Source organism: Pantoea sp. YR525 (genome assembly GCF_900116775.1).
In the GTDB taxonomy this organism is placed as follows: Bacteria; Pseudomonadota; Gammaproteobacteria; order Enterobacterales; family Enterobacteriaceae; genus Pantoea; species Pantoea symbiotica.
In genome coordinates this window covers 61,895-87,479 of the sequence record NZ_FPBU01000003.1, presented here as the reverse complement: position 1 = coordinate 87,479, position 25,585 = coordinate 61,895, and the positions used below count along the sequence as shown (strand labels likewise).

Genomic DNA, 25,585 nt, shown 5'->3' with positions numbered 1-25,585 from the left:
CTTGTTACAGCTGCTGCCACTCCATCGTAGATGCAGGGAATGTGTTATGAAAACGTTAGGCGAATTCATCGTCGAGAAGCAACACGACTTTCCACACGCCACAGGTGAACTGACGGCGCTGATTTCTTCCATTAAGCTTGGCGCTAAAATTATCCACCGCGACATCAACAAAGCGGGTCTGGTGGATATTCTGGGTGCCAGCGGCGTGGAAAACGTGCAGGGTGAGCAGCAGATGAAACTCGATCTGTTTGCCAACGAAAAGCTGAAAGCCGCCCTGAAAGCGCGCGGCGTGGTGGCCGGTATCGCGTCGGAAGAAGAAGACGAGTTCGTCATCTTTGAAGGCTCAGAGAATGGCAAATACGTTGTGTTGATGGATCCACTGGATGGTTCTTCGAACATCGACGTTAACGTTTCCGTCGGCACCATTTTCTCTATCTACCATCGCATCAGCGAGCCGGGTACGCCAATCACCGAAGCCGACTTCATGCAGCCGGGCAACAAGCAAGTTGCGGCGGGTTACGTGGTTTACGGTTCTTCCACCATGATGGTTTACACCACCGGCGTGGGCGTGCATGCGTTTACTTACGATCCGTCGCTCGGCGTGTTCTGCCTGAGCCACGAACGCATGACCTTCCCGGAGAAGGGTTACACCTACTCGATCAACGAAGGTAACTACATTCGCTTCCCGCAGGGCGTGAAGAAATACCTGAAGTTCTGTCAGGAAGAAGATATCGCCACCAAGCGCCCGTATACCTCGCGCTACATTGGTTCACTGGTGGCCGATTTCCACCGTAACCTGCTGAAAGGCGGCATCTACCTTTACCCAAGCACTGCCAGCCATCCGAAAGGTAAGTTGCGTCTGTTGTACGAATGCAACCCAATGGCCTTCCTGGCGGAGCAAGCGGGCGGTAAAGCCAGCGATGGTGCCAATCGCATCCTCGACATCCAGCCAGAAACGCTGCATCAACGCTGCCCGTTCTTCTGCGGCAACGACGCGATGGTGGGCGACGTTGAACGCTTCATCCGTGAATATCCGGACGACCATTCAGCGTAAGTTTGTTCCCGCTGTACCAAGCCCGCCTTAGTGCGGGCTTTTTGTTTTCATATTTCTGATTTTGGCCTGGCGATCAATTAACGCGCCATCTTCCGCATAATAACGACTCGGCCAAATTTCTGCGGGTGAAATACCAATCGCTTCGGCAATTAATAATTCCCCTTTTGGCCACGGCCGCACTAATGCATTGGCGAGCGTGGTTGAACATAATCCCGATTGCCGCGACACCGCCGCCATTGAAGTTCCTTTCTTTCGCAGAGCAGCAATAATATCGGCAGGATGCCAGTCTTGTTTTGCATTATTCACGTAACTCTCCTTAGTCCGCTTATCTGTTCTATTTACGATACTACGTTACTCGTAGTATCTGACAAGCAGTAAATCTACGATTCTCGTAGCCATGAAATCGACCTCCTCTCTCCAGCTAACCTTCCAAAGACGCTTGAAACAAGCGCGTCTGGCTAAGGGTTTGTCTCAAAAAGGATTGGGGATTGCGGCGGGGATCGATGAGTTTGTTGCCAGCACGCGAATTAATCGTTACGAGAATGGAATTCATCAGGTTGATTTGGATACAGCGCAGCGATTGGCGGACGTATTAGAAATACCCGCAGCTTATTTTTACGCGGAAGATGATGCGCTAGCCGAAATCATTCGCACGCATAAAAGTAATTAAATTCCGGCTTAATGATTCGCTACGTCTAAATACGCGCTGCGATAAATTGATTATTGGGTCGCAATTTATAGCGACCCAACTTATTTCACACCTATTAACTTTATTACGCCGCAGACACGCGGAATTGCGCCATTGAATCCTGCAACTGCTGCGACTGCGCTTCCAGCGATTGCGTCGCGGCGCTGGCTTCTTCGACTAACGCGGCGTTCTGCTGCGCAGCTTCATCCATCTGCGTCACCGCCTGATTCACCTGCTCGATACCGCGACTCTGCTCTTCCGAGGCGATAGAGATCTCTTTCATCAACGTGGTGACACGCATCACTTCGCTGGAGATCTCATCCATGGTTTCACCGGCGCGCGTCGCCATGTCGCTGCCCTCTTGCACCCGCGTCTGCGATTCCGCGATCAGCTCGCGGATCTCTTTAGCGGCGGTAGCGCTGCGACCGGCCAGCGTGCGCACTTCATTAGCGACCACGGCGAAGCCGCGCCCTTGTTCACCTGCACGCGCGGCTTCAACCGCAGCATTCAGCGCCAGGATGTTGGTCTGGAAAGCAATGCCATCAATCACGCTGAGAATGTCGCCAATGCGATTGGAGCTTTGAGTGATCTCCTGCATCTTCTCCATCACGTAGCCAACCACTTCGGCACCACGATCGGCGCTGTCGGAGACATTGCTGGCAAGCTGATTAGCCTCTTTGGCATTGCTGGCATTGAGACGCACTGTGGCGGTGAGCTGTTCCATGCTGGCGGCAGTTTGCTCCAGCGAGGCGGCTGACTCTTCGGTACGCTGAGAAAGATGCACGGTGCCTGCCGCTAACTCGCGGCTGCCCACATCAATCTGCAAACTGGCTTCACGTACCTGACTGACCGAACTGCTAAGCGCCAGCTGCATATTCGCCAGCGCCTGATTGAGACGACCTAACTCATTCTTTCCGGCGGCTGGCAGCGGCTGTGATAAATCGCCCGCCGCAATTTGCTCCAGATGCAGAATTGCGCCGTCGAGTGGACGCAGCAGCAGACGACGCAGCAGTTGCCAGGCCAGCGCAATCAGCAGCAAGGTCAGCGCCACGGAAACGCCAATCAGAATCTTCAGCTGCAGCTCATCATGCGCGGCTTGAGCCAGGCGCGCTGCCGAAACTTCATTGGCGTAGATGCTAAAATCATTCACCGCTTTCGAGTAACTGGCCGCCAGCGCCGACTGTTTGCCCTCCAGCACCTGATAATACTCATCGGTGTACTGCTTTTTCAGGGCATCAATCATCGGCGTGATGCCCTCTTTCTCGTACGCGTTATAAGTCGCGACGACGGCATCAGCCAGCGTTTTGCCGTGAGCGGTGACCGTTCCGGCCTCCACAAAGGCCTGCAAATACTTATGAGAGCTTTCTACTGCCGCCTGGGTTTGTTTGGTGACAACATCGCCGTCATCCAGTAAACCAATTTCAATTTTACGCACCGCCAATGCAGCGTTGGCGCGAGCGCGCATCAGTTCGGAACGACTTTGATACAAGGCGTTGAGCTCAATCCCCTGTATGCGGTTGAGCGCATCCAGTGATTGATTGCCTGCGTTGATGGCCGAGATGCCCATCGCGCTGACTGCCAGCAGCAGCAGCGTCATAAAAGCCAAAAGCGTGAGTAATGCAGTACGAATTGATAGCTGTTTGAACATGATTATCCCCGTTTGCAAGAAAAGGCAGAAATCCGCTGGCCCTAAAACGGAAAGATTATCGGCAGTTGATCGCGGAAACTTTATCCATTGTTGATGGTCAATTGGCTGACGATCACCCAGACTTCACTTTTACTGAAGTCTGCCCCAGCAAAATTTAAGGAATGAAACGATGAAAAAATGGCTCCCGATGGCGTGTTTGTTGGTCAGTGGTTTTGCTGCAGCGCAACAAAACCCTATCGATCAGCAGCTCGAGCAGTGTCTGAATAAGGAATCCAGCACCGCCGGCATGTCTCAATGCTACGGCACGGCCAATAAAGCCTGGGATAAAGAGATGAACGCGCAGTACACCCAAGCGATGAAAAAATTAACCGGCGCGCCTAAAGACAAATTGCGCAGCGCCCAGCGCGCGTGGCTGACTTATCGCGACAGCTGGCTGGATGCCAGCCGCAGCTATTTTGTTAGCAGCCAGGGCACGATGGCCGCGCTGTCGGTCGGTGCGCAGGGCGTGAGTCTGGTGCGCAATCAGGCGCTGATGTTGCAATCAATTAACAAAGGCAGTTGCACCAACCCCGACGATTGTTGATTAATGTAAGCGTTTAATACGCTTAGCGCTGGCATCGGCCAGCGCACCCATTAATCTGCAGGGAGAAACCATGGCTGCTTATGCCTCCACCATCATTCTTGTTTGCCTCGCCGTCCTCAGCTATTTCGTTCATAACAGCGCCGTTACCATTTCGATTCTGATCCTGCTGGCGATTAAGCTCACTCCGCTGTCGCAATTCTTTCCCTATGTGGAAAAACAGGGCATTCAGATCGGCATCATCATCCTCACCGTTGCGGTGATGGCGCCGCTGGCCAGCGGCACGCTGCCGGCTTCTTCGCTGTTGAAATCGTTCGCCAACTGGCAATCGATTATCGCGATTGTGGTGGGCGTTTTTGTCGCCTGGCTGGGCGGACGCGGCGTGAACTTTATGAGCGTGCAGCCGTCGGTGATTGGTGGGCTGTTGATTGGTACGGTGATTGGCGTGGCCTTCTTCCGTGGTGTGCCGGTCGGACCACTGATTGCTGCGGGGATCGTCTCGCTGTTTGTCACGGCGAAGTAGCGCCTTGGAGCATTCCGAAACGCCAAAAAGGGGGCATACTTTCAGAGTCAGTTGGCTATAATAGCCGTCACTCAACATATGACTAATGAAGGAAAGCCAGATGAGTTTGAACCAGGTGCCTGCAGGTAAAGAGTTGCCAGAAGATATCTACGTTGTCATTGAGATCCCGGCTAATGCCGATCCGATCAAATATGAAGTCGACAAAGAGTCTGGCGCCCTGTTTGTAGACCGTTTCATGTCTACCGCCATGTTCTATCCGTGCAACTACGGTTACATCAACCACACGCTGTCTTTGGATGGTGATCCGGTTGACGTACTGGTGCCAACCCCGTATCCGCTGGTGCCGGGCTCAGTGATCCGCTGCCGTCCCGTTGGCGTGCTGAAAATGACCGACGAGTCTGGCGAAGATGCCAAACTGGTTGCGGTTCCACACACCAAGCTGAGCAAAGAGTACGATCACATCAAAGATGTGAACGACCTGCCAGAACTGCTGAAAGCGCAGATCACCCACTTCTTCGAGCACTACAAAGATCTGGAAAAAGGCAAATGGGTGAAGGTTGACGGCTGGGACAACGCAGAAGCGGCCAAAGCTGAAATCATCGCCTCTTACGAGCGCGCGCAGAAGAAATAAGCCTGTTTTCTGCCATGCATAAAAAAACACCGTCCAATGGACGGTGTTTTTATTTATGCCTCTGTTTCGCCATCTCGCCTTAACCAGTCACCGCTCGCGATATGCGTGCGACCCGTAACTGAACGCTGATAGACATACAGCCAGGCACTGCCGTAAGGCGTCTGAATAAGCTGGCGTTTGTATTCGCCATTTTTGGTGCGCAAGGCATCAAGTTCGCCGAGCGTGCTGGCGTCAATGCGATACACCTCGCAATAGACGCTGCCTTCTCCTTCCACCACGCCCGGATAGTGACCCAGATTGTAGAGTTCAAACCCCACAATCTGATGGTCGCCGAGCCACTGCGCATTCGTCATCCAATGACTGTTTCCCTGTTTGCGCCGTAAACTGCCATAGACAATTATTCGCATTGCTAAAACTCAAACTGATAGAGCAGATCCAGTGCCTGATCGAGACCCGACACGGCTTCTAAATAGAGTTTGGGCATCAGGCGATAACGCAAGGTTAAGGTCGCCAGTGAATCAAATATGCCAACACCGTATTTTACTTGTAGACCCGGTAACACGTAACCACTCACCTGCACCTGCTGGCTATCGCCTACGCCAGCGGTATCAACCGCGAGATTACTGACACCGAAGGTCTCGCCGATTTTACCCACAACCTGACCACTTTGCGCAACCCCCAATCCAACAAGCGCTGAAGTTAATGCGTTGCTGTCGCCATCGCTGTTGAGTCCCTGGCCGCGTAACAGGTAAGAAAGCGCTTCCTGTTGCGACATCGCCGGATCGGAGAACACTTCCACTTTCGGCTCATCCGCCAGCCCGGTTACGCGTAATCCGGCGGTGACATCGTCTTCGGTAGCCTCTGGATTACGAATCGCCTCGAGGTTGACGTAAGGCTGGTCCGGCGGCCCAGCGAACTGCAGCTCACCTTTGCGCACCACCAAATCCTGACCATACGCATGGAAGCGGCCGGATGGGATATTGATCTGGCCGTTTAAGCCTAAGCCATTTTTATCCTGCACCAGCTTGAGATCGCCATTCAGTTTGGCTTTGAGACCAAACGCCGAAAGGCGCACATCATTACCGACGTGGATCACCAGATTGCTGTTGATCGGTATCGCGGCGGTTTTCGGCTGAATCGGTTTGAGATTTTGATCCAGCATCACCTCATCAGAAGAGACGCCGGTGGCGCTTTCCGGCACTTCCTGCACGGTAATGCGCGCCCACGGAATATCCACTCTGCCGTCGAGACTGAATGCGGCTGGCGTGGCCTCAAACACCAGATCCGGCGAGACATCCATGCGCACCATCGGCGGCACGGTGACGCGGATGCGGCTGCCTTGTGCCGCCACGCGCGCACGCCAGTTATCCAGCTGGCTCCAGTCGGCGTTACCGCTCAGGTTAAGATTGCCCTGCGCCGTCTGTATCATGCCGTTGAGCGTTGAACTCATGCCGTTGAACACCATGTTGAGATTGGCGGCGGTGAGATCGACCGGCATAAAGCTGCCATCGACATCCACATCACTCAGCCCCAACTGACCAAACACCTGCGGCTGCTGCAATGTGCCGCCAAGGCGCAGATTGCTGTTCAGATTGCCTTTGATTTTCTCGCCCTGCATCAGTGCCGGATTCAGCATCGCCAGCGAAATATTGCTGATGCCGATGTTGCCTGACAACTGACGACGGTTCTCTGGATCGGCGATCTGCACATTGCCGCTCAGCTGGCCGTTGTTGACGATATGGATCAGCCAATCAAGCTGGGCGCGACCGTTACGCAGCGCGGCATTCAGGTTCAGCGTATCGAAGGCGATCGGCAAGGTGTTGCCCTGCACGTCCTGCTCCACTTTCACGCCGCTGCCTTTCAGCGCGACGGTGCCGGTTGGCAGCGCGCCGTCGGCGGTCCAGTTGACACGCGCATCACCGCTGAACACGCCGTTCAGTTTGGTGGCATCGGTGAGGAACGGTTTGATCATCGCCAGATCGAAGCGGTTGAGCACCACATGCGCATGTCCGCTGGCACCGGCTTCAATCGGTTCCGGTACGCACAGCTGCGCGTTCGGATTCTGCCAGCAGTGCGGCCCAATGGTGGCGGTTTGCTTGCTGTTGAGGTAATCAATCGCCATCGCCCGCGTCAGTCGCCATTCGCCTACCGGCGTGTCGAAACGCGTGTTGTTGAGATTGCCCTGCCAGCGCTCGGTTTTGCGATCAAAGCTGCCGTTCAGCGCCAGCTGACCGGAAACCGGTTCGCCCTGTACGTCGAGCTTCAGCTGATGCTGCTTTTCGTTGCCGTCAGCGTTCAGCGTCAGCAGATTCACTTTCAGCGCATCCTGCTGCAATTGTTCCACACGCAGTTGCAGCTTACCGGCAATCTGATCGCTGGATTTCACATCGCCCTGTAACGCCACACGACGGATTTGCAGCTGCTGCCAGCGCAAACCGGTAGCGGTGAGATCGGCCAGCAGCTGCGGCGCCTGCAAAGTACCGCGCGCTTTGACGGTGCCTTTGGCGACGCCGCCCAGGCCCGGCAGCGCGTTATCCAGATTTGGCGCATCAATGTTGGCATCGAGGTTAAGCGTGTCGCCCAGCTCGCCTTTCACGTCCAGATGGTTGCGGCCCAGCGCAATGTTCAGGCCGGGCACTTTCCACTGGTTATAGCTGTTGCCGCTCAAGGTACCTTTGGCGCTTACCGCGTTCTGCTTGACGTTACCTTTCAGCTCCAGCTGCGGCACGCTGAGCTGCCAGCTTCCGCCGTACAGGCTGCCGCGCGTGGCAATTTTGCCATCCAGCTTCGCTGGCCAATCCGGATACTGTTTGGCGGTGTTGATGCCGGAGAGCGTCAAGTCGCTGCGCCAGCTGATGGCTTTACTCCAGTCCACCAGCGCCGTCAGATCGATATTGCCCTGCAGCGCCGCCACGCGCAGCTTATCGAGGTTGAACTGCTGCTCGTTGCCTTTGCCGTCCAGCGCAATAGTCGCGGGCGGCACGCCTTCACCTTTCACTGCGGTGCGCAGCGACATCACGTAATCGGTGGCTTTGCCTTTAAACTGATAATCGAGATTATCCGCCTGATACTGCACCGCGCCGGTGAGCGGCCAACGCAGCTGCGGGCTGGTGAGTTTCAGCGCCAGCGGTAAACCGGCAACCGCAAGTTGCGTGGTCGCATCCAGCTGCGCACGCACTGGACCGGAAAGATTCAGCCCGAGTTTCAGCTCGTCACGCATCGCACCCGCGAGGTTCATTTTGATCTTCTCGCCCTTGATCGGGTCGAGATTGAGCGTGCCGTTAAGCGCGAAATTCACCGGCCAGTTATCGGCCAATGTCGCTTCACCGCTGGCGTTCACCTGCCCTTGCGGCGAATCGACATCGAAGGTTTCCAGCTGCAGATGACGATCGGCGGTTTTGGCTTTTAACAACAGACGCGTAATCGATACGTCGGTATCGCCGGTAATGCGCAGCTGTTCACCAAGAAGCTCCTGCACGGTGATATCCAGCGGCAGCTGGAAGTCCGGCATGTCCGGTAACAGCGGCTTAGCAAACATCGCTTGCAGCGTTTCGCCCAGCGGCTTTTCATCCGGCTGCGGCTGCTGCACTTTTGGCTGCACCACTTGTTCATCTACCACTTTGGCCGCTTTCGGCAGCGCGATCAGCAGGCTTTGGATATGGGTTGGCGTCAGCGTCAGTGCACGATCCTGCCACTGCAGGCCGGTGGTGAAATCGAGCAGGGAAATTGCCGTGTCATCAACTTTAACGTTGATGTTGTGCAGCCCAACTTTGCTGAGCGTAATCGGATACGGCGTGCTGAGATTGGTGCTGCCGCTCTGCTCTTCCGGCGGCGGTGCGCTGGCCGGCGCCATTTTTTTGCTATCCACCACCACGCTGACATCCTGCAGCGCGATGTCATTAACACACACTGACGAATGCAGCAGGCAGTTGAGATTCAGCGCCAGATGAAAACGTCCGGCATCCACACTGACGCCCGGCATTTCATACTTCACGCCGCTTAGCGTCAGGTCGCGCCAGCCACCTTCAACCTGTTTGATCGACAAACCTGGCACCCAACGATCGGCGCCTTTCAGCAGCAGATGCAAACCCGGCGTGGTGCCCACCAGAAACGCGATGCTGCCCAACAGCAGCACCAGAAAAATACCGATGCCAATCAGGACCTTTTTCCACAGCTTCATAGTTCAGGCCCCAATCCTACATAAAATTGCAATCCATGCTCCTTGTCGTCGCCAATCGGCCGCGCGATATCAAACTTGATCGGCCCTACCGGAGAAGACCAGCGCACGCCGAAGCCGGCACCGGTTTTCAGGTTGCTCTGCTTGATGTCGTTGACCGCTTCACCAGAATCGACGAACACCGCGCCCCACCATTTGCCGGTCACGTTGTATTGATACTCAAGCGAGCCGGTGGCCATTTTCGAGGCGCCGGTCAGCTTGCCATTGTCATCACGTGGCGATACGTCTTTGTATTTGTAACCGCGAATACTGCGGTCGCCACCGGCGAAGAAGCGCAGATCCGGCGGCACTTTGTCGAAGTCGTTGGTTTCGATCCAGCCAACATTGCCGCGCGCCACAAAGCGATGCTTATCGGCGAGCGTGCGAATCCAGACGTTTTGCGCCTGCATGATGACGAAATCAACGTCCGAACCCCATGTGGTATCCGACACGTCCACCGAGTAACGCTGCGAATCGCCCCACGTCGGCATCAAACCGCCGCGCGAACGGGTGCGGTTCAGGCTGACGCCCGGATAGAGCAGCATGGTGGTGTTGGTGACGCTGGCCTGGGTAAAGTGATCGAGGCTCCAGCGCAGGTTAATGGCTTTCTGCCAGCCGCTGCTGCTGTCCCAGTTACGCGACATCGCCAGCGTGGTGGTATCGGCTTTGGTGTCGTTGAGATCGGTGCGCTTTACGCCACCAGAGAAGGTGTAATACTGCTCGAGCGGACTTTTCAACAGCGGGACTTTGTAGCTGAGATCGAGCTGCTGCTCCGGCGCAGAGACGTAGGCGCTGGCGGCCAGGCTGTGGCCGCTGCTGTTAATCCACGGTTTTTTCCACGTGCCTTTAATGCGCGGCCCGACATCGGTGGAGTAACCGACGCCGGTTTCAATGGTGTTTTCCACGCGTGGCGATACCACCGCATTCAGCGGTAGCACTTTGGTTTGACGACCTTTATCAAATTCAGGCGCGACCACCACCGAGTTGAACCAGCCGGTTGCCGATAAGCGGCGGTTGAGTTCCGCCAGATCCCGCGAGCTGTAGTGATCGCCCTTTTTGAACGGCACCAGATTTTGCAGATAAGCTTCGTCGATTTGCGAGCCCTGGAAACCGACATCGCCAAAGCGGTAGCGCGGGCCGCTATCGTAATTGATGTCCCAGAAGGCTTCGCGCCGTTCAACCGAAACGCCAAGCTGGCTTTGCTTAAAGTCACCGTCGAAGTAACCATTACGCAATGCCAGGCTGGAGAAGCCGTTTTTAAATTTGTCGTAGTCGCCGTGATTGAGCTGCGTACCGACTTTCGGCGTGCCCTGTTTGACCCATGCTTGATAATCTTTGTCAGTGCGGGCTTCACCTTCAATCACGATGGTGCTGCCGCCGATCTTGACTGGTTCGCCGGGCTTAACGTGCGCGATCAATACCGGACGACCACCTTGTGGCGGTGCCGGGCGCGATTCGAAATCGATCTCGGGTTCGTAATAACCGAGCGCACGCAGGCCTTCTTTGATCGCTTCTGCAACGCGCGCCTGGAAACGCCCGTCGTTCGACACCTCGTCAGTGCCGATAGTGGACAAGCGTGCCCTGACGTTCTTCTGTAAATCCCCGGTAAGACCGTCCAGTTGCAAGCGCACTTTGGCTGCCTCAACGGCAGGTGCAGCAAGCAACAGGCTGGCCAAACAATAAATATGAAATCGTGGCACACGTACTCCTGTTAATAATGCCGGCCCCTATTCCGCAGGGGCGTTTATTCTGTAGAAGGGTATCATCACCGCGCGTGTACCCATCAGCATAGCCGCCTTTTTTCTGCCTATCGGCGTAAACCCAGCGACTAAGCCAAATTGTGACCTATTGTCGATAAATGGGGGAAACGATACAACAAGCACAAGCTTGTTCTTCAGCAGACGGTTGCTCACTCGGATTAATCCGAGCGCTTATCATGCCCCTATAGCGGCATGATAAGCGCTGCTGCTATAATCAGCGACCAGCAGGCCTCGCCTGCACCTTTTTCTGCCCCGACGTTAACCTTATCTTGTCGATATGGCGCAGACATTTTTGGCACGGATAGCCTGTTTGACTGGCAAGTACCGGATGTACGCCCACTCCCGCGCTGCCCAGGCCAAAAATGACAAGTGATTAACCCAACGGATCTTTTATGCTCGATAGCTTGCTTGTCATTCTTTTACTGATAGTCATCAGTTCATTTTTTTCCCTTTCGGAGATCTCGCTGGCAGCCGCCCGTAAGATCAAGCTGAAGCTGCTGGCTGACGAAGGCAACATCAATGCCCAGCGCGTGCTGAAGATGCAGGAACAACCTGGCATGTTCTTCACCGTGGTGCAGATTGGCCTGAATGCCGTCGCCATCCTCGGCGGTATCGTCGGCGATGCCGCCTTCTCGCCCGCCTTTAATAGCCTATTCAGCCGCTTCGTGGCACCCGAATTGGCTGAACAGCTCAGCTTTATCTGCTCCTTCACCATCGTAACCAGCCTGTTCATTCTGTTTGCTGACCTGACGCCAAAACGCGTCGGCATGATTGCTCCGGAAGCGGTGGCGCTGCGCATCATTAACCCGATGCGCTTCTGCTTAGTGGTGCTGCGTCCGCTGGTATGGCTGTTCAACGGCCTGGCGAACGTCTTCTTCCGCCTGTTCAAACTGCCGATGGTGCGTAAAGACGACATCACCTCCGACGATATTTATGCGGTGGTCGAAGCCGGTGCGTTGGCGGGTGTGCTGCGTAAGCAGGAACATGAGCTGATTGAGAACGTGTTTGAGCTGGAATCACGCACCGTGCCGTCATCGATGACCTCGCGCGAGAACGTGGTGTGGTTCGATTTACACGAAGATGAAACCACGCTGAAAACCAAAATCGCCCAGCATCCGCACTCCAAATTCATTGTCTGCGATGGCGATATCGACCACATCGTCGGCTATGTCGATTCCAAAGAGCTGCTGCTGCGTGTGTTGGGCAATCAAAGCCTGACGCTGAACAGCGGTGTGAATATTCGTTCTGCGCTGATTGTGCCGGATACGCTGACGCTCTCCGAAGCACTGGAAAGCTTCAAAACCGCCGGTGAAGACTTCGCGGTAATCATGAACGAATACGCGCTGGTGGTCGGCATCATTACCCTGAATGACGTGATGACTACGCTGATGGGCGATTTGGTGGGCCAGGGCCAGGAAGAGCAGATTGTCGCGCGTGATGAGAACTCATGGCTGGTGGAAGGCGGAACGCCAATTGATGATGTGATGCGTGTGCTGGATATTGATGATTTCCCTCAGTCTGGCAACTACGAAACCATCGGCGGCTTCATGATGTACATGCTGCGCAAGATTCCGAAGCGTACCGACTTTGTGAAGTTTTCCGGCTACAAGTTTGAAGTGGTGGATATTGATAGTTACCGCATCGACCAGTTGCTGGTCACGCGTATTGATGAACGCCCGCCGGTGCTGAATGTGACCAAGAATACGGTAGATGATACAGAATCACTGTAGGGTCGCCATTCATGGCGACCAACCGCACAAAAAACTGAGGGCGCCATCGGCGCCCTTTATTATGCTTACTTAGTTGTACTCGGCTTGCAGCCGCAGCACCTGGCGATTGATTTCTGACATCACACTAAGATGCTGTTTATCTTTGACACGCGGCAACATCACTTTGCCCTTATCAAACTCGAACGCGCCCACATCCTTGATGTACAACCTTCCTCTAAATAGCGTTTTTACATATTTCGCAATTTGCAGCGGATTATAGCGCTGGAAGATCTTCATGCTGTTTAACTCCTGAAAATGTTTAATACGCTCCGTCGTGACCAAATTTGGTACGAACCCATGAAGCGCAAATGAGGCATAACTATAGAGCATCCTTTCTTACCAATGTTCCGAAAAGGTGAATTATTTACTGAATTGACACATCATTACAGAATACTCTGTTATCAGCCTCACGAAACCCAGTATAAACCTTCACTCATTATGGAATTGTGGCATAGGTTGCAAACCTGTTAACTCATTGCGACAGACGCATCATCCATGCCTAATATTGCAGGAACATGAACAACTGGTCGGATCACCAAGGAGTTTGATAAATGCGTTTGAGACACACTGTGATAGCACTGGCACTACTTCTGCCTGGCCTGGCTTCGGCACATGCATTCAAACTGGGTGAACGCGTGCCCGCTGTTGGCGTTAACGACAAAGGAGAGCTGGTTTATCAACAAGATGAAGATAAGTTTAGCTATAAATCCTGGAATAGCGCGCAACTGAGCGGAAAAGTTCGCGTCATCCTGCATATTGCTGGTCGCTCTTCGGCTAAAGAGCAGAACGCGGCGTTAATTGAAGCCATCAAAGCCGCGCATCTGCCGCACGATCGTTATCAAACCACCACTATCGTCAATACCGATGATGCGATTCCTGGCACCGGCATGTTTGTGCGCAGCAGCATTGAGAGCAATAAGCAGCAGTATCCGTGGTCGCAGTTTATCGTCGATAGCAACGGCAGCGCGCGTCAGGCATGGCAATTGGAGAAAGGGGGATCGGCGATTGTAGTGCTGGATAACACCGCACATGTGCGTTACGTCAAAGATGGTCCGCTAACGCAGGATGAAGTGCAGCAGGCGATGAAGTTAATTCATGAGTTGTTGCAGAAGTGAGTAGAGGTCGCCATAAATGGCGACCCTACAAATCTTAAAACAGTGAAACGCGGAAACCAGGATTGAGGAACGATTCGCGCGGGGCGTAATCGAGAGTTTTGCCCTGCCAATCGTGGACATGCGCGCCGGCGGCAATCGCCACCGCATGGCCTGCGCCGGTATCCCAGATGTTAGTCGGCCCAAAGCGCGGATAAAGCTGCGCGCTGCCTTCGGCCACCAGACAGAACTTCAGCGATGAGCCAATCGCGGTGGTTTGATGCTCGCCAAGCTGATGCAAATACTCCTGCAACTCGGTATCGCTATCAAAATGCGAACGGCTAACCACCACTAGCGGTGGACGCGCTTCACGCGCATGAATCTGCGTCTGCTTGCCGTTCTCTTCTTTCCAGGCTTTACCTTCCGCTGCCGAATACATCACGCCTAATACTGGCGCATACACCACGCCCAACACCGGTTTGCCGTTTTCGATTAGCGCAATATTCACGGTGAACTCGCCGTTGCGCTTGATAAACTCTTTGGTGCCATCCAGCGGATCGACCAGCCAGTATTTCTGCCAGTGCTGACGGACGTCCCAGCTCGGTGGATCCTCTTCAGACAGCACCGGCACCTCCGGCGAAAGCGCCTTCAGGCCTTGCACAATAACGCGATGCGCCGCGAGATCGGCCGCGGTGACTGGAGAATCATCCGACTTGCGGGTCACATCAACCGGCTCTGCGCCGTTGTAAACCTGCATAATGGCATCGCCCGCATCACGCGCCAGCTGACAAATTTTATCTAACATTCTTAACCTCTTTTCCGCTGATTCTGCCTGTCAGACACCAACCGCCAATCTGTTCTTATTTTAGCAGTTGTCATTCAACAGCCTGCGACTGCGCTGTCTGCTCCGGCAATCTATATGATTATCAATACCATAGTTCATCAGCGGCGGCTATGGCGGGATGCTGAATGCGCTTTTATGGCGGCCCGGCAGCAGATATTGGATGAAAATCCGAGCTCCATCACAAATTGAAATGATAATTCGTCATGGTTTTACATTATTTTGAGAGGCCCATTGGACCGAACAAGGAGCAAGCGATGTTCAAAGCGAGCATGTCGTTATTGGCACTCTGTATTACTGCCGCCACGGTACAGGCTGCTACGGTGGATCTGCGCATTCTGGAAACCACCGATCTGCACAGCAATATGATGGATTTCGATTATTACAAAGATACGCCGACGGAGAAGTTCGGCCTGGTGCGCACCGCCACCTTAATCCAGCAGGCACGCGCCGAAGCGAAGAACAGCGTGCTGGTCGATAACGGCGATATTATTCAGGGCAGTCCGCTGGGCGATTACATGGCGGCGAAAGGGCTGAAAACAGGCGAAGTGAATCCAGTGTATAAAGCGATGAACACGCTGGATTACGCGGTCGGAAACCTCGGCAATCACGAATTCAATTACGGCTTACCTTATCTGCAAAAAGCGTTGGCCGGCGCGCGTTTTCCTTACGTCAATGCCAACATTATCGACGAGAAAAGTGGAAAACCGCTGTTTACGCCCTACTTAATCAAAGAAACCACGGTAACAGACCGTGACGGTAAGCCGCATACGCTGAAAATTGGTTACATCGGCTTCGTTCCGCCACAGATTATGGTGTGGGATCGCAACAATCTTCAGGGAAAAGTACGGGTTGATGACATCACTGAAACAGCGAAGCGTTATGTGCCGGAAATGCGCGCAAAAGGTGCTGAAATAATCATCGCTATTCCGCACTCCGGTTTGAGCAGTGAACCCTATCACGCCATGGCAGAAAATTCGGTTTACTACCTCAGCCAGGTTCCCGGCATCAACGCCATCATGTTCGGCCACGCTCACGCGGTGTTCCCGAGCAAAGAGTTTGCGGCAATTAAAGGCGCTGATATCGCTCAAGGCACGCTCAACGATGTTCCGTCGGTGATGCCCGGCATGTGGGGCGATCATCTTGGGGTGGTCGATCTGGTGCTGAATAACGAGGATGGTAAATGGCAGGTCGCGCAGGGCAAAGCCGAAGCACGCCCAATTTATGACAGCGCAGCGAAAAAATCGCTGGCGGCTGAAGATGCCGATCTGGTGAAAGTGCTGGAGCAGGATCACCGCGCCACGCGCGAGTTTGTTGCCAAACCGATCGGTAAATCTGCCGACGTGATGTACAGCTACCTGTCGCTGGTGCAGGACGATCCTACTGTGCAGATCGTTAACAACGCGCAGCGCGCTTACGTTGAGCATTTTATTCAGGGCGATCCTGATCTTGGTCGCTTGCCGGTGCTCTCCGCCGCCGCGCCGTTTAAAGCCGGCGGCCGTAAAAACGATCCCGCCAGCTATGTCGAAGTGGAAAAAGGTAATCTCACCTTCCGTAACGCCGCAGATCTTTATCTCTATCCCAATACGCTGGTGGTGATGAAAGTCAGCGGCGCGCAGGTGAAGGAGTGGCTGGAGTGCTCAGCGGCGCAGTTTAATCAAATCGATCCGCACAGCAGCAAACCGCAATCGCTGATTAACTGGGATTTCCGCACCTATAACTTCGATGTGATCGATGGCGTGCAGTATCAAATCGATGTCACACAACCGGCGCGCTATGACGCGGAGTGTACGCTAATCAACAAAGGGGCTTCGCGCATTAAGGATCTCAGCTGGCAAGGCAAGCCTATCGATCCTGATGCCACTTTCCTGGTTGCCACCAATAACTACCGCGCTTACGGCGGCAAGTTTGCCGGTACCGGCGATAAGTATGTTGCTTTCGCCTCACCAGATGAGAACCGCTCGGTGGTTGCCGCCTATATCAGCAGCGAAACCAAAGCGCATGGCGAAGTGAAACCGCAGGCCGATCACAACTGGCGTTTAGCACCGATTAATAGCACCACGCCGCTGGATATCCGTTTTGAAACCGCGCCTGGCGAAAAAGCGACGAAATTTATCGAGCAGCATGCCGATTACCCGATGAAAGCCGTGGGCAGCGATGAGATAGGTTTTGCGCTGTGGCAGATGGATTTGCAGAAGAAATGACGAATAAGGGCGGCGATTGCCGCCCTCTTGCTACTTACAGAATTTCCAGCAGCTCAACTTCGAAAATCAGGGTGCTGAATGGCGGGATAGAGGCACCTGCACCGCGCTCGCCGTAAGCGAGGTTGTGTGGAATCGCCAGTTCCCACTTGGAACCGACTGGCATCAGCGTCAGCGCTTCGATCCAACCCGCGATCACGCCGCTAACCGGGAATTCTGCCGGCTCGCCACGTGCCACTGAGCTGTCGAATACGGTGCCATCGATCAGTTTGCCGGTGTAATGCACACGCACACGATCCTGACGTGAAGGGATTGGACCCTCGCCCTGGGTGATGACGCTGAACTGCAGACCGGTTTCGGTGCTGCTTACGCCTTCGCGCTGTGCGTTCTGCTCAAGGAAAGTCTGACCTTCTGCCGCCATCGCTTCTACACGCTCACGACGCACGCCTTCAGCGCGTTCGTGCACTTCACGCAGTGCGCGATGTACCACGTCAACCGGGACGGCAGGTGAGTTCCCTTCCAGCGCGTCGCGCAGGCCGGCGAGCAGTGCTTCTGGCTGCAGACCCTGCAGTCCAGACTCTTGCAGCTGCTGGCCTACCTGTAAACCGATACCGTAACTTGCTTGTGATTCGACGCTGTCGAATGAAGGGGTCGTCATCTTGATTCCTTAATCCCGGAGAAAAATAGAACCGGCAGCATACCAGCGCGGGCGGCTGGCGTAAAATCTCACGCGCCGCAGATGACATTTCCCGGCGAAACGGAAACAATACAGCGGTCAAATTTTTCAATGCTGCCAGGCACTTCCTGTCAGCATTGCTCATACTATAGCTGTGGCGAGGTTTTCACCTGCCACCGTCGGAACAAGAGAGAATACATGGGCCAGATCGCCCCACGACGTCGCAGGACGCGCGCACCGCGTACTTTATTACCTTGGTTGCAACGTTGGCTGCAGCGCATTCCGCGCAAAGCCGCCAGCGAGGAGGATTCACGAATGGCTTCCGATCACCCTTCCCGCGTTCCCGCCGCACTGCAGCGCGTCTGGCATTTGCTGGATGATGTGCGCTGGATGGATCCGCTGCCCGCTTTGCATCGTCGCGGCATTGTTATTGCCCTGCTGGTGCTGCTGCTGGCGTTTCTCTGGCCAAGCAGTACGCCACAGTATCCGGTTGAGCGCCCGGCAGACACTAACGCTAAAGAAGTACCAATGCAGGCGGAGATTTACGATAACAATCAACAGCAGAACACGCCGCCGAAAACCGATTCGCAGGGCGAATGGCGCACCTACAATGTGGCATCAGGCCAGACGCTGGCGCAGCTGTTCCGCGACAACAATTTGCCGGTGAATGATGTGTTTGCCATGGCGCGTGTCGAAGGTGATGGGCAGCCGCTGAGCGCATTGCAGAATGGTCAGCAGGTGAAGATTCGTCAGGACGCGCAAGGCGTGGTGACCGGTTTAACGGTGGATGGCAGCAACGGTCCGGTGCTGTTTACGCGTCAGCCGGATGGCAGCTTTATCCGCGCTCAGTAAAACGCAGAAACAAAAACGCCGGCACATGGCCGGCGTTTTCGCATCACTGAGTGAACTTACTCAGCAACTACATTCACAACCAGTTTAGCGAATACTTCGCTATGGATCTGGAAGTCAACTTCGTGCTCACCGGTGGTGCGCAGTACGCCTTCTGGAAGACGAACTTCGCTTTTAGCCACTTCAACGCCAGCTGCAGTTACTGCATCAGCGATGTCACGGGTACCGATGGAACCGAACAGTTTACCAGCGTCGCCTGATTTAGACGCGATGGTTACGTTGCCCAGTGCGTTGATTTTCTCTGCACGTGCGTTAGCAGCAGCCAGAACGTCAGCCAGTTTGGCTTCCAGTTCAGCGCGACGTGTTTCGAAGAACTCAACGTTTTTCTTGGTAGCAGGAACAGCTTTACCCTGTGGAACCAGGAAGTTACGAGCGTAGCCCGCTTTAACGTTAACCTGATCACCCAGGCTGCCCAGGTTTGCTACTTTATCAAGCAGAATAACTTGCATTACCTTATCCTCTTAAAGTCGTTAATGGACAACTACCGATTACTGATGACGATCAGTGTACGGAAGCAGGGACAGGTAGCGAGCGCGCTTGATGCAACGAGCGAGCTGGCGCTGGTATTTTGCACGAGTACCGGTAATACGGCTCGGGACAATTTTACCGCTTTCGGTAATGTAGTTTTTCAGTGTAGCGATATCTTTGTAATCAATCTCTACAACGCCTTCCGCGGTGAAACGGCAGAACTTGCGACGACGGAAATAACGTGCCATTTGGCTAGTCTCCAGAATCTATCAAATCAATCTGCTCGGCATGTAACACCATTCTGCTCTGACCATTGCGTGCCTGATGGCAGCTAATGAAGCCTTCGAGAGTGAGTTGCGTGCCGACCGTTATATGTTGAGTAATCACCTGATGGGTGCTGCCGCTGATAATCACCGGCATTTGACACCAGGCTTGCCGGTGGAAACCGGCTTCCTCTTGCACAGAACGATGCTCAAGCACGAACTGGCAATGAGGAATCCCTGACGGACTGACTTTTCGAACCGGCGTCTTGCACACAGTGCCAGACAGGCGCAGTCGATTTGCCGTCATGTCGGATTACTCTTCAGAATCCCCAGCATCTGAGTCATCAGCCGATTCGTTAGCAAAGTCTTCGCGGCGATCACGACGCTCGTCTTTAGCTTTAACCATCGGAGATGCTTCAGTTACCGCGTGCTTAACGCGCATAACCATGCTGCGGATAACGGCGTCGTTGAAGCGGAAGTTAGTTTCCAGCTCGTCAATCACTTCCTGCGGCGCTTCTACGTTCAGCAGAACATAGTGAGCTTTGTGCAGTTTGTTGATTGGGTAAGCCAGCTGACGGCGGCCCCAGTCTTCCAGACGGTGAATCGTGCCCTGTGCACCGGTGATAGCACCAGTGTAACGCTCGATCATACCTGGAACCTGTTCGCTCTGGTCAGGGTGGACCATAAATACGATTTCGTAATGACGCATCGATAGCTCCTTACGGATTATTCAGCCTCCTGTCAGGGTCAGCTGCGGCCCACGGAAGCAAGGAACGTTATAGGTTGCGAATCATTTAAAAAATGAAACACACCTCTGAATGCAGCTGAAAAATTGACGCGTAATCATACTGGCGTCCTTACGGAAACTCAAGCGCACAATTCATCAAATGGCGACTATCGTGCCAGCTGATGCGGCTTTTTGTGCTAAGTGAGATGTCTCAGTGAGTTAGCGAGCGTTTGATCAAATTCTCTGAACAAGGCTTTCAATGGGACGATCTGGCGGCAAGTTGGTTAAGAACTACACTATTTACAGGCGCAACGAATAATCCTATTTGCCGCGTCTGAGAGTGCAATCCCTGTGAGTCTGGAGTCGATTATGAAAATGATCATTTTCGCCACTTTACTGGGTCTCTTCCTGTCTCCACCCGCTTTTGCCAGCTCCGCTGACTACGCGCAGCAGATGAGAAGTAACAGCAACGCGGCATCAGGCTATGTCTACGTCAATCGGTTGGATGCGCCTGCAAGCAATAACCCAGTCAGTGCCAATACCAGCGCCGCCGAACGGTTGTCATCACAACTTTAGTTCGGCAACTTAAACGGGCTGGCGCCAATCACGCCAACCCGCATTTTTTATAAATGGTGTTTAAAGAAACTGACCAGCGCCGTCAGGGCCGAAGGCGTGATTTTGTGGCCGATGTTCTTTTCGGAAAGCGCGGTCATCTGTTGATCGAGTTGCGCCTCGCCTAACGCTTTCTGCAGACGCGCCGTTTCGGCAAAGGGCACCACTTCATCCGCTTCGCCGTGCCACAGCAGTAAAGGTCGATTCGCCAGTTTCTCCAGTTGCTCGCTGGGATCGTACGGCGCCAGCGGCGCTAAGCGCGCGGCAAAAGCCTCTTTCTGTTCTGGCGTACGCGCCACCAGCGGCGGAAACAGCGTATGACTCAGCTGCATGAAGTAGCCGGAACCCATTAAACACGCCACACTGTGGATTTGCGGATAGCGCGCCATTGCGCCCAACGCGGTCATGCCGCCCATCGAGGCTCCCGCCACTGCAAAACGCTCATCGGCAATCCAGTCGTTATCGCGCAGCACCTTTTCCAGCAACGGCACTTCATCGATGTTCTGTTTGAGGATCTCCCAGAAGTGGGTCATGCGCGCGTCGGTATCGCCGTTATAGCGCGCGCCGTGCATGTCCGCATCGGGCATGATCACGCGGAAACCGGCCTGCGCCAGCGCCACGGCAAAGTAGCTGTAAACCTCTTTCGATGAGGTAAAACCGTGATAGAACAGCACCGTGGGTAAGCGCGCCTGGCGCTGCCCGGCCGGTGCTGCGTGAATACATTCGATGCCCGCCAGATTCTCCGTTGCCAACTCAATCATACCGCCTCCATTGAGAATGATTATCACTGGACTCAGTGTAAGCGCTGCCGGACAAAATGCGAGCCACTTCACATTAAGTTTGAATAATTTCTGCCCTAAACATTTAGCCTGCTTTGCCGTTGATCTTGTACCCCTTCAATAATCTCAAAAGGTACTTTATGAAGCGTCTTTCTCTCAGCGCCATGGGTCTCGGAATCAAGCTGTCTGTATTGACGTCTTTGAGCGTGGCAATTGTGCTATTTACTCTGACCTTAACCCTGAGCCATAACGCGGCACGTCAGCTGGAGCAACTGGCAACCGATGATATGCAGAATCAGGTGCAAGGCATTAATGAAATGGCCACCATGTTCAACGCCACGCTGTCGGAAGAGGTGGCGAATTACACCAAACTGTTCCAAAGCTTCCTGCCAAAACGTTTTAGTCGCGACGACAGCGAACGTGTTCAGGTGGGCGAATTCAGCACGCCAACGCTGCGCGCGGGATTGAAAACCCTCAACCTCGATCAAATCGCAGTGGATGATTTTCTCGATCGCACCGGTGCGGTTTCCACCATCTTCGTGCGTGACGGCGAGGATTACATTCGTATCGCTACCTCGCTGAAAAAAGAGGATGGCAGCCGCGCGGTGGGCACCAAACTGGATCGCAGCAGCGCTGCCTGGCGCAGCATCAATCAGGGCACAGTGTATCGCGGCCTGGCGACGCTGTTCGGCCATCGTTACATCACGCAGTATCAGCCGGTGCAGGATAGCAGCGGCACGGTGATCGCCATCCTGTTCGTCGGGGTGCAGATTGATGCGCAATACGCGCTGATGCGTGACAAAGTGCTGGCGCGCCATCTTGGCGACAGCGGCACCTTCTCGGTGTTGAACGGTGCGCCGGGCAGCAGCCAGGGCCAATATCTGTTTGATCGTCATGCTGAAGGCAAACTGCCGCGCTGGGATAACGCCACGCAGCAGCAGCTGCTTAGCCAGCCGAAGGGATTAGTGGCGGTTGAACTGGATGGCGAAACCAAACTGCTGGCGTGGCAGCAGCTGCCGGGCTGGAACTGGATTATCGCCGGTGAAGTGAGCCGTGCCAGCCTGCTGGCGCCGATCACGCACAGCCGTAACCTGTTTATGGCGATTGGGCTGGCGCTGGTGATCGCTTTTGCCATGGGCTTTATGTGGTACAGCCGCCGCGCCATCACGCGTCCGCTGCAACAGGTGATCCATCTGGCAGAACAGTACGCCGCCGGTAATCTGCAGGCACATCTCGACTCTTCACGTCGTGATGAGATTGGTCAGCTGGTCAGCGCGATCAACGGCATTGGCGATGGGCTGGAGAAAGTCGTCAGTCAGGTGCGTTCGGCGGCGCGTGAAATCAGCAGCGGCACCGATACCATCGCCGCCAGCAGCTCCAGCATCAGCGAGCAGATTGGACGTCAGGCCAGCAGCGTGGAGGAAACCTCGGCCAGCATGGAGCAGTTTGGCGCCACGGTGGCACAAACCGCGGCCAATGTGCGTCAGGCGATGGCGCTGGTCGGTGAAGCGGCTAACACCGTGAATCATGGCGGCAGCACCGTGGCACGTTCGGTGGAAACCATGTCGGAGATTCGTGTGGCGTCGCAGAGCATCGCCGATATCACTCACGTGATTGAGTCAATTGCGTTCCAGACCAACATTCTGGCGCTCAATGCGGCGGTTGAAGCGGCGCGCGCCGGTGAACACGGTAAAGGCTTTGCGGTGGTTGCGGCGGAAGTGCGTGCGCTGGCACAGCGCAGTGCCACGGCAGCCAAAGAGATTGATGGCTTGATTGCCAGCTCAATCGATAAAGTGGCGGCTGGCCATACGCTATCCGAGCAGACGCGTGATGCGATGAGCCATATCGTCAATCACATCGAGCAGGTTAAAACGCTGATGGGCGAAATCAATATTGCCGCGCAGGAACAGGCGGCGGGCATTGGTCAGGTGAATCTGGCGATGAATCACATCAGCCAGGCCACGCATCAAAGCAGCGATATGATTAACCAGTCAGAAACCACTGCCAATCATCTGAGTAAGAAAGGTCATCATCTGACGCAGCTGGTGAGCATTTTTCATCTGAAGGACTAAAAGCCACAGGAAGATGGCTTACACTTGAGCCATCTTCCTGCTTCAGGAGTTGCTATGCGTACCCTCTATTTGGCCTTAACTCTGCTGCTCAGCGGCTGCGCCGCTTTCACCACCACGCCACAAGCTCCGCCGCCACCCACGCAGCAAGCGCAGGAGATTTCACGCGCGCAAAGTTATGGTCTGCCAAAGCTCGGCAATATCACCGCCACCACACGCGGATCGCCGGATGATGCGCAGCGCGCTATTGCTGCTAAGGCCAATCAGGCGGGCGCGGTTTACTATCAAATTTTGATGCTGGATGAAACCACCATTCCCAGCTTCTGGTACGCCACCGCCATTCTGTATGGCGCACCGTCAAGCGGCGCTGCAGCGCAACAATAAGCGTGCGCAGAGATCGTCGCTCAATGCACGCGTGCCGCGCAGATCGAGATGCTGCTGACACCAGCCATCGGCCAGCGGCGGCTCTGCCACTTTGAGCAGAATCGCGGCACTCGCCAGCTGCAGTAATTCGCGCGTGATCTCCCGCGCCTGCCCTTCGCGCGGATTCGCGAGCTGCAAGCGTAACTGCCGCCAGCGGCGATCAAAGTGACGATTACTGCCTTTCACCGCATCAAACTCATCGTGCAGCATGGTCATCACCTCGGCGTGGCGGCCGAGCACGCGCAGGACATCCAGGCACATCACATTGCCGGAGCCTTCCCAAATGCTATTGACCGGCATCTCACGATAAAGACGCGGCAGCTCGCTCTCTTCGCAATAGCCAATGCCGCCCAGCACTTCCATTGCTTCTGCCACAAAGGGCATGCCCGCCTGACAGACCACGAATTTGGCGGCCGGTGTGAACAAACGTGCGTACAAGCGTTCATGTTCGCTGGCCGGTGTTGACCAGGCGCGCGCCAGTCGCAACAGCAAGGCGGTTTGTCCTTCCAGCAGCAGCGCCTGTTGCGCCAGCACCGCGCGCATCAGCGGCTGATCGATAAGGTTCTTGCCCATCACCTGACGCTGCTGCGCATGGTGTACGGCTATCGACAGCGCACGACGCATCTGTCCGTGGCTGCCCAGCGCGCAGTCGAAGCGCGTCATGCCGCCCATCTTGAGGATCAGCCGCACGCCGTCGCCCTCTTCGCCCATCAGCCAGCCGATTGCATCCTGAAATTCCACTTCAGCGCTGGCGTTGGAACGATTGCCGAGCTTGTCTTTCAGTCGTTCGATGCGAATGGCGTTGCGCGAGCCATCCGGCAGCAAGCGGGGCAGGAAGAAGCAACTTAGTCCTTGAGAAGTCTGCGCCAGAATCAGATGCGCATCGCTTTGTGGGACCGAGAAAAACCATTTATGGCCGGTGATGCGATACGCTTCGCCCGCCCCGCTCACGCCGAGCGGTTCGGCGCGTGTGGTGTTGCTCAACACATCGGTGCCGCCCTGTTTTTCCGTCATGCCCATGCCAATCAGCAGGCCGCGTTTCTTATTGCCCGGCAGGTGATGCGCATCGTAACGATCGCTGAGCAGCGCTTCGCGCCAGTCAGCGTAGGGTTCAGGCAGATGATTTTGCAGCAGCGGAATGGCGGCGTGCGTCATGGTCACTGGACAGAGCGAGCCCGCTTCCACCTGTGCATGCAGGATAAAACGTGCGGCACGTGTCACCATCGCCTGCGGCTGTACGTCGGGCTGCCAACTGAGATTGTGAAGCCGGCTGGCGCACAATCCCTGCATCAGCAGATGCCAGGCGGGATGAAAACGCACTTCATCAAGACGTTCGCCGCGCGCGTTGTAGCGCAGCAGTTCTGGCGCTTCAACGTTCGCTAAGCGGCCTAACTCAAGGGATTCGGCGCTGCCAAGTTGCAGGCCGACGGAAGCCAGCCATTCGCGATCCCAACTGGCGCCTTCGCGTGCAACGGCCTCGCACAGGGCGATATCACGCGTGAACAGGTTGCTGTTGCTGAGCGGATCGGGCTGATTGAATACGGTGTGGGTGTCCCAGATCATACATATCCCCGTCATACTTCGAGCTACAGGTGCGTTGGCTGCGTGTGTTCACCCCAGTCACTTACTGATGTAAGCTCCTGGGGACTCACGCACT

26 protein-coding genes are annotated in these 25,585 nt (G+C 54.9%); 12 read left to right on the top strand and 14 right to left on the bottom strand.

What is annotated here, in order from left to right; all coding sequences use genetic code 11:
* Positions 1–46: 46 nt before the first annotated feature.
* Positions 47–1,054 (top strand): class 1 fructose-bisphosphatase, encoded by a 1,008-nt coding sequence (gene fbp, locus BM323_RS06870; RefSeq protein WP_008103565.1) that lies wholly within the window; start codon positions 47–49, stop codon positions 1,052–1,054.
* 27 nt (positions 1,055–1,081) lie between these two features.
* On the opposite strand, the gene BM323_RS06865 is transcribed toward fbp, so the two are convergent.
* Positions 1,082–1,360 carry a helix-turn-helix domain-containing protein gene (locus BM323_RS06865; RefSeq protein WP_036648151.1) on the bottom strand — a complete coding sequence of 93 codons (279 nt, stop codon included), beginning with the start codon at positions 1,358–1,360 and terminating at the stop codon, positions 1,082–1,084.
* Between the two features lie 91 nt (positions 1,361–1,451).
* Between BM323_RS06865 and BM323_RS06860 the strand changes: the two genes are divergently transcribed.
* Positions 1,452–1,724 (top strand): helix-turn-helix domain-containing protein, encoded by a 273-nt coding sequence (locus BM323_RS06860; RefSeq protein WP_008103569.1) that lies wholly within the window; start codon positions 1,452–1,454, stop codon positions 1,722–1,724.
* Positions 1,725–1,827: 103 nt separating this feature from the next.
* On the opposite strand, the gene BM323_RS06855 is transcribed toward BM323_RS06860, so the two are convergent.
* Positions 1,828–3,390: a methyl-accepting chemotaxis protein gene (locus tag BM323_RS06855; RefSeq protein WP_008103571.1), complete on the bottom strand. Its 1,563-nt coding sequence runs from the start codon at positions 3,388–3,390 to the stop codon at positions 1,828–1,830.
* Between the two features lie 169 nt (positions 3,391–3,559).
* On the opposite strand from BM323_RS06855, the gene BM323_RS06850 reads away from it, so the two are divergent.
* From BM323_RS06850 to ppa, 3 genes are all read left to right on the top strand, one after another.
* Complete coding sequence (locus tag BM323_RS06850) at positions 3,560–3,973, top strand: lysozyme inhibitor LprI family protein (RefSeq protein ID WP_008103574.1); 414 nt, start codon at positions 3,560–3,562, stop codon at positions 3,971–3,973.
* A gap of 70 nt (positions 3,974–4,043) precedes the next feature.
* A complete protein-coding gene (locus tag BM323_RS06845) occupies positions 4,044–4,493 on the top strand; it encodes a DUF441 domain-containing protein (protein WP_008103576.1) in 450 nt (149 codons plus the stop codon).
* 100 nt (positions 4,494–4,593) lie between these two features.
* Complete coding sequence (ppa, locus tag BM323_RS06840) at positions 4,594–5,124, top strand: inorganic diphosphatase (RefSeq protein ID WP_007892166.1); 531 nt, start codon at positions 4,594–4,596, stop codon at positions 5,122–5,124.
* A gap of 53 nt (positions 5,125–5,177) precedes the next feature.
* Here ppa and BM323_RS06835 read toward each other — a convergent pair whose 3' ends face one another.
* The 3 genes from BM323_RS06835 to BM323_RS06825 are packed head-to-tail and all read right to left on the bottom strand — an operon-like array spanning position 5,178 to position 11,040.
* Positions 5,178–5,531: a gamma-glutamylcyclotransferase family protein gene (locus BM323_RS06835; RefSeq protein WP_008103578.1), complete on the bottom strand. Its 354-nt coding sequence runs from the start codon at positions 5,529–5,531 to the stop codon at positions 5,178–5,180.
* Positions 5,532–5,533: 2 nt separating this feature from the next.
* A complete protein-coding gene (locus BM323_RS06830; RefSeq protein WP_008103579.1) occupies positions 5,534–9,304 on the bottom strand; it encodes an autotransporter assembly complex protein TamB in 3,771 nt (1,256 codons plus the stop codon).
* Positions 9,301–11,040: an autotransporter assembly complex protein TamA gene (locus tag BM323_RS06825; RefSeq protein WP_008103581.1), complete on the bottom strand. Its 1,740-nt coding sequence runs from the start codon at positions 11,038–11,040 to the stop codon at positions 9,301–9,303. Before BM323_RS06825 ends, BM323_RS06830 begins: the two co-directional genes overlap by 4 nt.
* Positions 11,041–11,492: 452 nt before the next feature.
* Here BM323_RS06825 and BM323_RS06820 point away from each other — a divergent pair, with 452 nt between their 5' ends.
* A complete protein-coding gene (locus BM323_RS06820; RefSeq protein WP_008103583.1) occupies positions 11,493–12,830 on the top strand; it encodes a polyamine export protein PaeA in 1,338 nt (445 codons plus the stop codon).
* A 69-nt stretch (positions 12,831–12,899) separates the two neighbouring features.
* Here BM323_RS06820 and BM323_RS06815 read toward each other — a convergent pair whose 3' ends face one another.
* Positions 12,900–13,106 (bottom strand): DUF1107 domain-containing protein, encoded by a 207-nt coding sequence (locus BM323_RS06815; protein ID WP_007892150.1) that lies wholly within the window; start codon positions 13,104–13,106, stop codon positions 12,900–12,902.
* 314 nt (positions 13,107–13,420) lie between these two features.
* On the opposite strand from BM323_RS06815, the gene BM323_RS06810 reads away from it, so the two are divergent.
* Entirely contained in the window at positions 13,421–13,984 is a 564-nt protein-coding gene (locus BM323_RS06810; protein WP_008103585.1) for a YtfJ family protein, read from the top strand.
* A gap of 34 nt (positions 13,985–14,018) precedes the next feature.
* On the opposite strand, the gene cysQ is transcribed toward BM323_RS06810, so the two are convergent.
* Positions 14,019–14,765 (bottom strand): 3'(2'),5'-bisphosphate nucleotidase CysQ, encoded by a 747-nt coding sequence (gene cysQ / locus BM323_RS06805; RefSeq protein WP_008103587.1) that lies wholly within the window; start codon positions 14,763–14,765, stop codon positions 14,019–14,021.
* A 293-nt stretch (positions 14,766–15,058) separates the two neighbouring features.
* Here cysQ and BM323_RS06800 point away from each other — a divergent pair, with 293 nt between their 5' ends.
* Positions 15,059–17,005, top strand: coding sequence for a bifunctional 2',3'-cyclic-nucleotide 2'-phosphodiesterase/3'-nucleotidase (locus tag BM323_RS06800; RefSeq protein WP_091003352.1), 1,947 nt, complete (start codon positions 15,059–15,061; stop codon positions 17,003–17,005).
* Between the two features lie 34 nt (positions 17,006–17,039).
* Here the strand turns inward: BM323_RS06800 and fklB are convergent, their stop codons facing one another.
* Entirely contained in the window at positions 17,040–17,660 is a 621-nt protein-coding gene (gene fklB, locus BM323_RS06795; protein ID WP_008103590.1) for an FKBP-type peptidyl-prolyl cis-trans isomerase, read from the bottom strand.
* A 216-nt stretch (positions 17,661–17,876) separates the two neighbouring features.
* Here fklB and BM323_RS06790 point away from each other — a divergent pair, with 216 nt between their 5' ends.
* Complete coding sequence (locus tag BM323_RS06790) at positions 17,877–18,530, top strand: LysM-like peptidoglycan-binding domain-containing protein (RefSeq protein ID WP_157179236.1); 654 nt, start codon at positions 17,877–17,879, stop codon at positions 18,528–18,530.
* 56 nt (positions 18,531–18,586) lie between these two features.
* Here the strand turns inward: BM323_RS06790 and rplI are convergent, their stop codons facing one another.
* Genes rplI through rpsF form a run of 4 tightly spaced genes read right to left on the bottom strand, consistent with a single transcriptional unit; the run spans position 18,587 to position 20,027 of the window.
* Positions 18,587–19,036, bottom strand: a complete 450-nt coding sequence (gene rplI, locus BM323_RS06785; protein WP_008103594.1) for a 50S ribosomal protein L9 — start codon at positions 19,034–19,036, stop codon at positions 18,587–18,589.
* 39 nt (positions 19,037–19,075) lie between these two features.
* Positions 19,076–19,303 carry a 30S ribosomal protein S18 gene (rpsR, locus tag BM323_RS06780; protein WP_002210155.1) on the bottom strand — a complete coding sequence of 76 codons (228 nt, stop codon included), beginning with the start codon at positions 19,301–19,303 and terminating at the stop codon, positions 19,076–19,078.
* Positions 19,304–19,307: 4 nt separating this feature from the next.
* Entirely contained in the window at positions 19,308–19,625 is a 318-nt protein-coding gene (priB, locus tag BM323_RS06775) for a primosomal replication protein N (protein ID WP_007892027.1), read from the bottom strand.
* Positions 19,626–19,631: 6 nt separating this feature from the next.
* On the bottom strand, positions 19,632–20,027 hold the full coding sequence (gene rpsF / locus BM323_RS06770) for a 30S ribosomal protein S6 (RefSeq protein WP_007892026.1): 396 nt from the start codon (positions 20,025–20,027) through the stop codon (positions 19,632–19,634).
* Positions 20,028–20,414: 387 nt separating this feature from the next.
* On the opposite strand from rpsF, the gene BM323_RS06765 reads away from it, so the two are divergent.
* Positions 20,415–20,621, top strand: a complete 207-nt coding sequence (locus tag BM323_RS06765; RefSeq protein ID WP_008103596.1) for a hypothetical protein — start codon at positions 20,415–20,417, stop codon at positions 20,619–20,621.
* Positions 20,622–20,668: 47 nt separating this feature from the next.
* Here BM323_RS06765 and yjfP read toward each other — a convergent pair whose 3' ends face one another.
* Positions 20,669–21,418 carry an esterase gene (gene yjfP, locus BM323_RS06760; RefSeq protein ID WP_008103597.1) on the bottom strand — a complete coding sequence of 250 codons (750 nt, stop codon included), beginning with the start codon at positions 21,416–21,418 and terminating at the stop codon, positions 20,669–20,671.
* 158 nt (positions 21,419–21,576) lie between these two features.
* Between yjfP and BM323_RS06755 the strand changes: the two genes are divergently transcribed.
* Both BM323_RS06755 and bsmA read left to right on the top strand, forming a co-directional pair.
* Positions 21,577–23,508 carry a methyl-accepting chemotaxis protein gene (locus BM323_RS06755; protein ID WP_008103600.1) on the top strand — a complete coding sequence of 644 codons (1,932 nt, stop codon included), beginning with the start codon at positions 21,577–21,579 and terminating at the stop codon, positions 23,506–23,508.
* Positions 23,509–23,562: 54 nt separating this feature from the next.
* A complete protein-coding gene (gene bsmA / locus BM323_RS06750; RefSeq protein ID WP_008103602.1) occupies positions 23,563–23,889 on the top strand; it encodes a biofilm peroxide resistance protein BsmA in 327 nt (108 codons plus the stop codon).
* Here the strand turns inward: bsmA and BM323_RS06745 are convergent.
* Positions 23,863–25,491 carry an isovaleryl-CoA dehydrogenase gene (locus tag BM323_RS06745; protein WP_008103604.1) on the bottom strand — a complete coding sequence of 543 codons (1,629 nt, stop codon included), beginning with the start codon at positions 25,489–25,491 and terminating at the stop codon, positions 23,863–23,865. The genes bsmA and BM323_RS06745 overlap by 27 nt on opposite strands.
* Positions 25,492–25,585: the final 94 nt, after the last annotated feature.

Coding starts and splice junctions, on each gene's coding strand:
- rplI (WP_008103594.1), bottom strand. CDS start 19,036: ATGCAAGTTATTCTGCTTGATAAAGTAGCAAACCTGGGCAGCCTGGGT.
- fbp (WP_008103565.1), top strand. CDS start 47: ATGAAAACGTTAGGCGAATTCATCGTCGAGAAGCAACACGACTTTCCA.
- BM323_RS06810 (WP_008103585.1), top strand. CDS start 13,421: ATGCGTTTGAGACACACTGTGATAGCACTGGCACTACTTCTGCCTGGC.
- rpsR (WP_002210155.1), bottom strand. CDS start 19,303: ATGGCACGTTATTTCCGTCGTCGCAAGTTCTGCCGTTTCACCGCGGAA.
- BM323_RS06835 (WP_008103578.1), bottom strand. CDS start 5,531: ATGCGAATAATTGTCTATGGCAGTTTACGGCGCAAACAGGGAAACAGT.
- priB (WP_007892027.1), bottom strand. CDS start 19,625: ATGACGGCAAATCGACTGCGCCTGTCTGGCACTGTGTGCAAGACGCCG.
- BM323_RS06755 (WP_008103600.1), top strand. CDS start 21,577: ATGAAGCGTCTTTCTCTCAGCGCCATGGGTCTCGGAATCAAGCTGTCT.
- BM323_RS06790 (WP_157179236.1), top strand. CDS start 17,877: ATGGGCCAGATCGCCCCACGACGTCGCAGGACGCGCGCACCGCGTACT.
- BM323_RS06765 (WP_008103596.1), top strand. CDS start 20,415: ATGAAAATGATCATTTTCGCCACTTTACTGGGTCTCTTCCTGTCTCCA.
- BM323_RS06800 (WP_091003352.1), top strand. CDS start 15,059: ATGTTCAAAGCGAGCATGTCGTTATTGGCACTCTGTATTACTGCCGCC.
- bsmA (WP_008103602.1), top strand. CDS start 23,563: ATGCGTACCCTCTATTTGGCCTTAACTCTGCTGCTCAGCGGCTGCGCC.
- rpsF (WP_007892026.1), bottom strand. CDS start 20,027: ATGCGTCATTACGAAATCGTATTTATGGTCCACCCTGACCAGAGCGAA.
- BM323_RS06820 (WP_008103583.1), top strand. CDS start 11,493: ATGCTCGATAGCTTGCTTGTCATTCTTTTACTGATAGTCATCAGTTCA.
- BM323_RS06845 (WP_008103576.1), top strand. CDS start 4,044: ATGGCTGCTTATGCCTCCACCATCATTCTTGTTTGCCTCGCCGTCCTC.
- BM323_RS06860 (WP_008103569.1), top strand. CDS start 1,452: ATGAAATCGACCTCCTCTCTCCAGCTAACCTTCCAAAGACGCTTGAAA.
- BM323_RS06830 (WP_008103579.1), bottom strand. CDS start 9,304: ATGAAGCTGTGGAAAAAGGTCCTGATTGGCATCGGTATTTTTCTGGTG.
- yjfP (WP_008103597.1), bottom strand. CDS start 21,418: ATGATTGAGTTGGCAACGGAGAATCTGGCGGGCATCGAATGTATTCAC.
- BM323_RS06855 (WP_008103571.1), bottom strand. CDS start 3,390: ATGTTCAAACAGCTATCAATTCGTACTGCATTACTCACGCTTTTGGCT.
- BM323_RS06850 (WP_008103574.1), top strand. CDS start 3,560: ATGAAAAAATGGCTCCCGATGGCGTGTTTGTTGGTCAGTGGTTTTGCT.
- cysQ (WP_008103587.1), bottom strand. CDS start 14,765: ATGTTAGATAAAATTTGTCAGCTGGCGCGTGATGCGGGCGATGCCATT.
- BM323_RS06745 (WP_008103604.1), bottom strand. CDS start 25,491: ATGATCTGGGACACCCACACCGTATTCAATCAGCCCGATCCGCTCAGC.
- BM323_RS06815 (WP_007892150.1), bottom strand. CDS start 13,106: ATGAAGATCTTCCAGCGCTATAATCCGCTGCAAATTGCGAAATATGTA.
- ppa (WP_007892166.1), top strand. CDS start 4,594: ATGAGTTTGAACCAGGTGCCTGCAGGTAAAGAGTTGCCAGAAGATATC.
- fklB (WP_008103590.1), bottom strand. CDS start 17,660: ATGACGACCCCTTCATTCGACAGCGTCGAATCACAAGCAAGTTACGGT.